The organism is Streptosporangium sp. NPDC023615, assembly GCF_040640155.1.
Taxonomy (GTDB): Bacteria; Actinomycetota; Actinomycetes; order Streptosporangiales; family Streptosporangiaceae; genus Streptosporangium.
Genome location: NZ_JBFABE010000133.1, coordinates 1 through 6,026 on the forward strand (window position 1 = coordinate 1; position 6,026 = coordinate 6,026).

Annotated in this window: 5 protein-coding genes; all 5 read left to right on the top strand. The window is 73.8% G+C overall.

Annotated elements, in window-relative coordinates:
- The first annotated feature begins 202 nt into the window (after window positions 1-202).
- Window positions 203-1,768 (top strand): histidine ammonia-lyase, encoded by a 1,566-nt coding sequence (hutH, locus tag AB0G16_RS38140; RefSeq protein WP_362815811.1) that lies wholly within the window; start codon window positions 203-205, stop codon window positions 1,766-1,768.
- A gap of 275 nt (window positions 1,769-2,043) precedes the next feature.
- Window positions 2,044-3,030 carry a chorismate-binding protein gene (locus tag AB0G16_RS38145; protein ID WP_362815819.1) on the top strand — a complete coding sequence of 329 codons (987 nt, stop codon included), beginning with the start codon at window positions 2,044-2,046 and terminating at the stop codon, window positions 3,028-3,030.
- Window positions 3,027-3,857, top strand: coding sequence for an aminotransferase class IV (locus AB0G16_RS38150; RefSeq protein ID WP_362815813.1), 831 nt, complete (start codon window positions 3,027-3,029; stop codon window positions 3,855-3,857). Before AB0G16_RS38145 ends, AB0G16_RS38150 begins: the two co-directional genes overlap by 4 nt.
- A 147-nt stretch (window positions 3,858-4,004) precedes the next feature.
- Window positions 4,005-4,598, top strand: coding sequence for an XRE family transcriptional regulator (locus AB0G16_RS38155; RefSeq protein ID WP_362815815.1), 594 nt, complete (start codon window positions 4,005-4,007; stop codon window positions 4,596-4,598).
- Between the two features lie 167 nt (window positions 4,599-4,765).
- The gene (locus tag AB0G16_RS38160; protein WP_362815817.1) at window positions 4,766-5,686 is read left to right on the top strand and encodes a class I SAM-dependent methyltransferase; all 921 of its coding nucleotides are present in this window, start codon (window positions 4,766-4,768) and stop codon (window positions 5,684-5,686) included.
- Window positions 5,687-6,026 lie beyond the last annotated feature (340 nt).

Sequence of the window (6,026 nt, forward strand, 5' to 3'; positions counted from 1 at the left end):
CCGCGACCCTCACCTTGGCAAGGTGATGCTCTACCACTGAGCCACTTCCGCGTGTCTCCGGGACCGGCCCGGACTCACGATGAGAACTCTAGCGAATACCCGGCGACTCCCCAAACCGAATAGGCCGCTATCGTGAGATGTAAGGAGCGGGAGCCGCATTCACCGGTTACCATCGCTTCACCTACGCGAAAGAGTGGACAGCATGCGCGGCAACCGCGACAACCGCGACGACGACGTCGTGAACATCGGGCCCGATCCGCTGAGCTTCGAGGAGGTCGTCGGGGTCGCCCGCCACGGCCTTGCGGTGCGTCTCACCGACGACGCCGTGGCGGCCATGGCCGCGGCCCGCACCCGGGTGGACGAGCTGGCCGAGAGCCCCGTCCCCGCCTACGGCGTCTCGACCGGGTTCGGCGCCCTGGCCACCCGGCACATCGACCCCTCGCTCCGCGCCCGGCTGCAACGCTCCCTGGTCCGCTCGCACGCCGCCGGCTCCGGCCCGGAGGTGGAGGTGGAGGTCACCCGGGCGATGATGCTGCTGCGCCTGCACACCCTGGCCACCGGGCACACCGGCGTACGCCCGAAGACGGCCAAGGTGCTCCAGGACCTGCTCAACGCGCGCATCACCCCGGTCGTGCACGAGTACGGCAGCCTCGGCTGCTCCGGCGATCTCGCGCCGCTCTCCCACGTGGCCCTCACGATCATGGGGGAGGGCGTGGTCCGGGACGCCGCGGGGGAGCGCGTCGACGCCGCCGAGGCGCTCAAGCGGGCGGGCATCGAACCCGTCGAGCTGGCCGCCAAGGAGGGGCTCGCCCTCATCAACGGCACCGACGGCATGCTCGGCATGCTCGTCCTGGCCATGGACGACCTCGCCCGCCTGTTCACGACCGCCGACATCGGCGCCGCCATGAGCGTGGAGGCGCTGCTCGGCACCGACCGGGTCTTCGCCGCGGACCTGCAGGGGCTGCGCCCGCACCCCGGGCAGGCGGCCAGCGCCGCCAACCTCAGGGCGCTGCTGGCGGGCTCGCAGATCATGGAGTCGCACCGGGACGGCACCTGCACCCGCGTCCAGGACGCCTACTCCCTCAGGTGCGCCCCCCAGGTCGCCGGGGCCGCCCGCGACACCCTGGCGCACGCCGCCTCGGTCGCCGGGCGGGAGCTCGCCTCGGCGATCGACAACCCGGTGGTCCTGCCCGACGGCAGGGTGGAGTCCAACGGCAACTTTCACGGCGCCCCCGTGGGCTACGTGCTCGACTTCCTGGCCATCGCGGTCGCGGACCTGGCGAGCATCTCCGAGCGCCGCACCGACCGGATGCTGGACGTGGCCCGCAACCACGGCCTGCCCGCCTTCCTCGCCGACGACCCGGGCGTCGACTCCGGCCACATGATCGCCCAGTACACCCAGGCCGCGGTCGTCTCCGAGCTCAAGCGCCTGGCCGCGCCCGCGAGCGTCGACTCCATCCCCAGTTCCGCCATGCAGGAGGACCACGTCTCCATGGGCTGGTCGGCCGGGCGCAAGCTGCGCCGCTCGGTGGACGGCCTGACCCGGGTGCTCGCGGTGGAGATCCTGACGGCCGCGCGCGCCCTGGACCTGCGCGGCCCGCTCAGGCCCGCCCCGGCGACCGGCGCCGTGGTGGAGGCCCTGCGCCAGGCCGTCGCAGGTCCCGGACCCGACCGCTTCCTGGCCCCCGAGATCGAGGCGGCGGTCCAGCTCGTCGCGGGCGACGCGATCGTCGCCGCCGCCGAGACCGTCACCGGCCCCCTGGCCTGACACTCCCGGCCCGCCGGGACCGTCACCTGGTCCTGGTCCTGGTCCTGGCCCGACACGCCCGGCGCCCCGCCGGGACCGTCACCGGATCCCTGTCCGGCACGGCCGGCCCCGCCGGGATCTCGTCACGCGCCGTGGCGCCGTCCCCGCTGCCCGCACCCTGGTGGGGCCGCTTTGCCGGGGGGCGGGACAATGGGGCGGTGCATGACTCCTTCGCGCACGTCACCGGCCCCCCGGCCACCGGTGCCCCGGCTCGCGGCCGTCCGGCCCCCGGCCTCCTGGCCACCGGTCTGCGCGACGTCACCACCGACCTGGGCGCGCTCGACGGCGAGGGCTGGTGGGCCGTCGTGGTCGACTACGAGGGCAAGGCGACCTGCGCCCGGTTCGACCGCGTCCGCCCGGCCCCGCCGCCCGCGCCGCGCGGCCCCTGGCACGGGCCGCGCCCCTCGGCGTGGCGCACCTCCCTGGACCGGGCCGGCTACGAGGACCGGGTACGCGAGATCCGCTCGCTGATCGAGCGGGGCGAGGTCTACCAGGCCAACCTGTGCCGGGTGCTGAGCGCGTCGCTGCCCGCCGGGCGGGAGGCGGACCTGCCGGCGCTGGCCCTGCGGCTGGCGCGGGGCAACCCCGCGCCCCACGCCGCGACCGTGAGCCTGCCGGGGGTGAGCGTGGTCTCGGCCTCGCCGGAGCTGTACCTGTCCAGGGACGGCGACGTGGTCGAGTCAAGGCCGATCAAGGGCACCGCGGCCACCCCGGCCGGCCTGCGGGAGAAGGACCACGCCGAGAACGTGATGATCGTCGACCTGGTCCGCAACGACCTGGGCAGGGTCGCCGCGGTCGGCTCGGTGAGCGTGCCCGCCCTGTGCGAGGTCGAGGAGCACCCCGGCCTGGTGCACCTGGTCTCCACGGTCCGGGCGCGGCTCGCGCCGGGATGCGGCTGGCCGGAGCTGTTCACCGCGACCTTCCCGCCGGGTTCGGTGACCGGGGCACCGAAATCCTCGGCGCTGCGTATCATCGACGAGCTCGAACCCACCCCCCGCGGGCCCTACTGTGGGACCGTGGGCTGGGTCGACGCCGACCGGGGGCGCGCGTCGCTGGCCGTGGCGATCCGTACCTTCTGGCTGTCGGACGGGGAGATCCGGTTCGGCACGGGGGCGGGCATAACCTGGGGAAGCGACCCGCGACAGGAGTGGGACGAGACCGAGCTGAAGGCATCCCGGCTCATCGCACTCGCATCGACATCAGGCTCAGGGGGAGTCTCATGAACGTACCCGTATGGCTCAACGGAGCGCTTCTCGCTCCGGACCGGGCTCTCGTCTCGGTCTTCGATCACGGCCTGATGGTCGGGGACGGGGTGTTCGAGACGATCAAGTGCGTGAACGGCGCCCCGTTCGCCCTCACCCGTCACCTGGAGCGGCTCACGCTCTCGGCGCGGCGGATGGACCTGCCCGACCCGGACCTGGAGGCGATCACCGAGGGGATCCGCGCCTGCCTGGCCGAGGCCCCGTCCTGGCGGCTCGGCCGCGTCCGCGTGACCTACACCAGCGGCCCGGGGCCGCTCGGCTCCGACCGGGGCGACCAGGGATGCACGACCGCGGTGATCGTGGACGAGCAGAAGCCGTTCCCACCCGTCTCCGACGTCGTCGTGGTGCCCTGGCCGCGCAACGAGCGCGGCGCGCTCGCCGGGGTGAAGAGCACCTCCTACGGCGAGAACGCCAAGGCGCTCTTCCACGCCAAGGCCAGGGGCGGCGGCGAGGCGATCTTCCAGAACACCGTGGGCGACCTCTGCGAGGGGACCGGCAGCAACATCTTCGTCGTGCGCGGAGGCCGCCCGGTCACCCCCACGCTCGCCTCGGGCTGCCTGGCCGGGGTCACCCGCTCGCTCGCGCTGGAGTGGTGCGGGGCGGTGGAGGAGGATCTCCCCCTCTCCGCCCTGTACGAGGCCGAGGAGGCCTTCCTGACCTCCACCACCCGGGACGTCCAGCCGATCCGCTCGGTCGACGGGACCGCGCTGCCCGCGGCCCCCGGGCCGGTCACGGCCAAGGCGATGCGGATCTTCGCCGAGCGCGCGGCCGCGGACGTCGATCCCTGAGACCGGCACGTCGGCCGCCGGTCCCCGCGGGCCGTCCGGCAGGGCCCGGGACCTGTCACGTCCGCGCACCGTGCGCGGCCCGGCCGTTCCGGGCCTCCTCGCCACGAGGTCAGGCCCATGTTGTGATTCGGGCATAACATATTGCTCATGACGCAAGACATCGGGGATCTGGACGGCCTCGTACGCCGACGCATCCGTGCCCTGCGGGTCGCGCAGGGCTGGTCCCTGGAAGAACTGGCCGCCCGCGCCAACCTCAGTCAGTCCTCACTGAGCCGCATCGAGAACGGCCGGCGCCGCCTCGCCCTGGACCAGCTCGTCACCCTCGCCCGCGCCCTGGACACGACCCTCGACCAGCTCGTCGAGACGGCCGCGGACGACGTCGTCATCAGCCCGACGATCGACGGCGCCCACGGCCGGATGCGCTGGCCCGTCAAGGCCGACCCCGGCATGAGCGTCATACGCCAGCGCGTGACCGAGCCGCCGCCCGACAACCCCGCCCGCATGCGTGCCCACCCCGGCCGGGAATGGCTGGTCGTGCTCTCCGGCACCGCGATCCTCATGCTGGGCCACCGGCGCTTCCGTCTCGAGACCAACCAGGCCGCCGAGTTCCCCACGATGATGCCGCACGCCATCGGCGCCGAAGGCGGGCCGTGCGAGCTCCTGGGCATCTTCGACCGCGATGCCCGCCGCGGGCACCAGCGCGACGGCGGCGACCTCGACACCCCCGGCATCCGCGAATGACGGCGAGGCGCCCCCTCGGCGCGGACGCGGACGCGCGCCCTCGGCGGGGAGGTCGGCACGCCCTCGGCGGGGGCGCGTCTTGCGCGTGGAGCACCGCCACGCCCCAACGTCTTGCGTATATCGGGAGAAGTCATGCTGCTCAGGCAAACCGGCCTTACGGTGACGGCATGACCGACAACCACCAGCACACCCAGGGCCACGGCGCCCGGCACGACCACGACCAGCACGACCAGCACGACCAGCACGACCAGCACGCCCGGCCCGGCCGCGACCGGCAGGACGAGGCCGACATGGCGGAGATCCTCGACCTGGACGCGGAGGTCCTCGGCGAGCACATCGCGTCCATCATCGCGTGGCTGCCCCTGAAGACCGCCCCCCGCCGCATCGTGGACCTGGGCGCCGGCACCGGAGCGGGCACCTTCGCCCTCCTCGACCGTTTCCCCGAGGCGCACGTCACAGCCGTCGACGCCTCACCCGGACACCTGGAGCGCCTGCGGAGGAAGGCGTGCGCCCGGGGGGTGGACGACCGCGTGCGCACCGTGCAGGCCGATCTCGACGCCGCCGACCGGCCCGACCTCGGCACGCCCGACCTGGTCTGGGCCTCGGCCTCGATGCACCACCTGGCCGACCCCGCCCGTGTCCTGCGCGACATCCACGGGATGCTCGCGCCCGGCGGTCTGCTCGCCGTCGTCGAGCTGGCCGGTTTCCCCCGCTTCCTGCCCCAGAACGCCCCGGAGGACCGGCCCGGCCTGGAGGAGCGCTGCCACGCCGCGACCGAGCGTCTCCACGCCGAACACATGCCCTATCGCGGCGCCGACTGGGGGCCGATGCTCGTCGCCGCCGGGTTCGCCCTCGAGGGCGAGCGCACCGTCGCCGTGGACATCGAGGGGGCCGGCGACGAGGCCGTCGGCCGCTACGCGCTCAGCGGCCTGCTGCGCATCCGCGGTGCCGTCGCGCAGAGGCTTTCGGCCGCGGACCTCGCCGCGCTCGACCGGCTGCTCGACACCGACGGCCCCCACAGCGTCCTGCGCCGCGACGATCTCTCGGTACGCACCGAACGCACCGTCTGGGCGGCGCGCCTCGGCTGATCCGCGATCTCCGCGTGGGTCCCCCGGACGATATTCGATGGCCTCCGCGCGCCGATCGTCGTGCTGGCCGAGTTCGCCCGGGTGTTGCGATCCGGCGGGAGGCGGACCCCTCGGCCCCGGCTCCGCACCGGGGCCGTCCCCGGCCCGGGTGATCTCGACTCCGCGCGGCCCTAGTCCTTGACCGCGCCCGCGGTGACACCGGCGGCGACGTAGCGCTGGGCGATGACGAGCAGGACGGTCGCCGGGACGGAGGCGACGACGGCGGTCGCCATGATGGCGTTCCACTCCTGGTTGTTGTTGCCGATGTAGTGGTAGATGCCCAGCGTGATGGGCTGGTGGT

Bases quoted from the DNA above. Each gene is read 5' to 3' on its own strand.
- hutH (WP_362815811.1), top strand. From the start codon at position 203: ATGCGCGGCAACCGCGACAACCGCGACGACGACGTCGTGAACATCGGG.
- AB0G16_RS38150 (WP_362815813.1), top strand. From the start codon at position 3,027: ATGAACGTACCCGTATGGCTCAACGGAGCGCTTCTCGCTCCGGACCGG.
- AB0G16_RS38155 (WP_362815815.1), top strand. From the start codon at position 4,005: ATGACGCAAGACATCGGGGATCTGGACGGCCTCGTACGCCGACGCATC.
- AB0G16_RS38160 (WP_362815817.1), top strand. From the start codon at position 4,766: ATGACCGACAACCACCAGCACACCCAGGGCCACGGCGCCCGGCACGAC.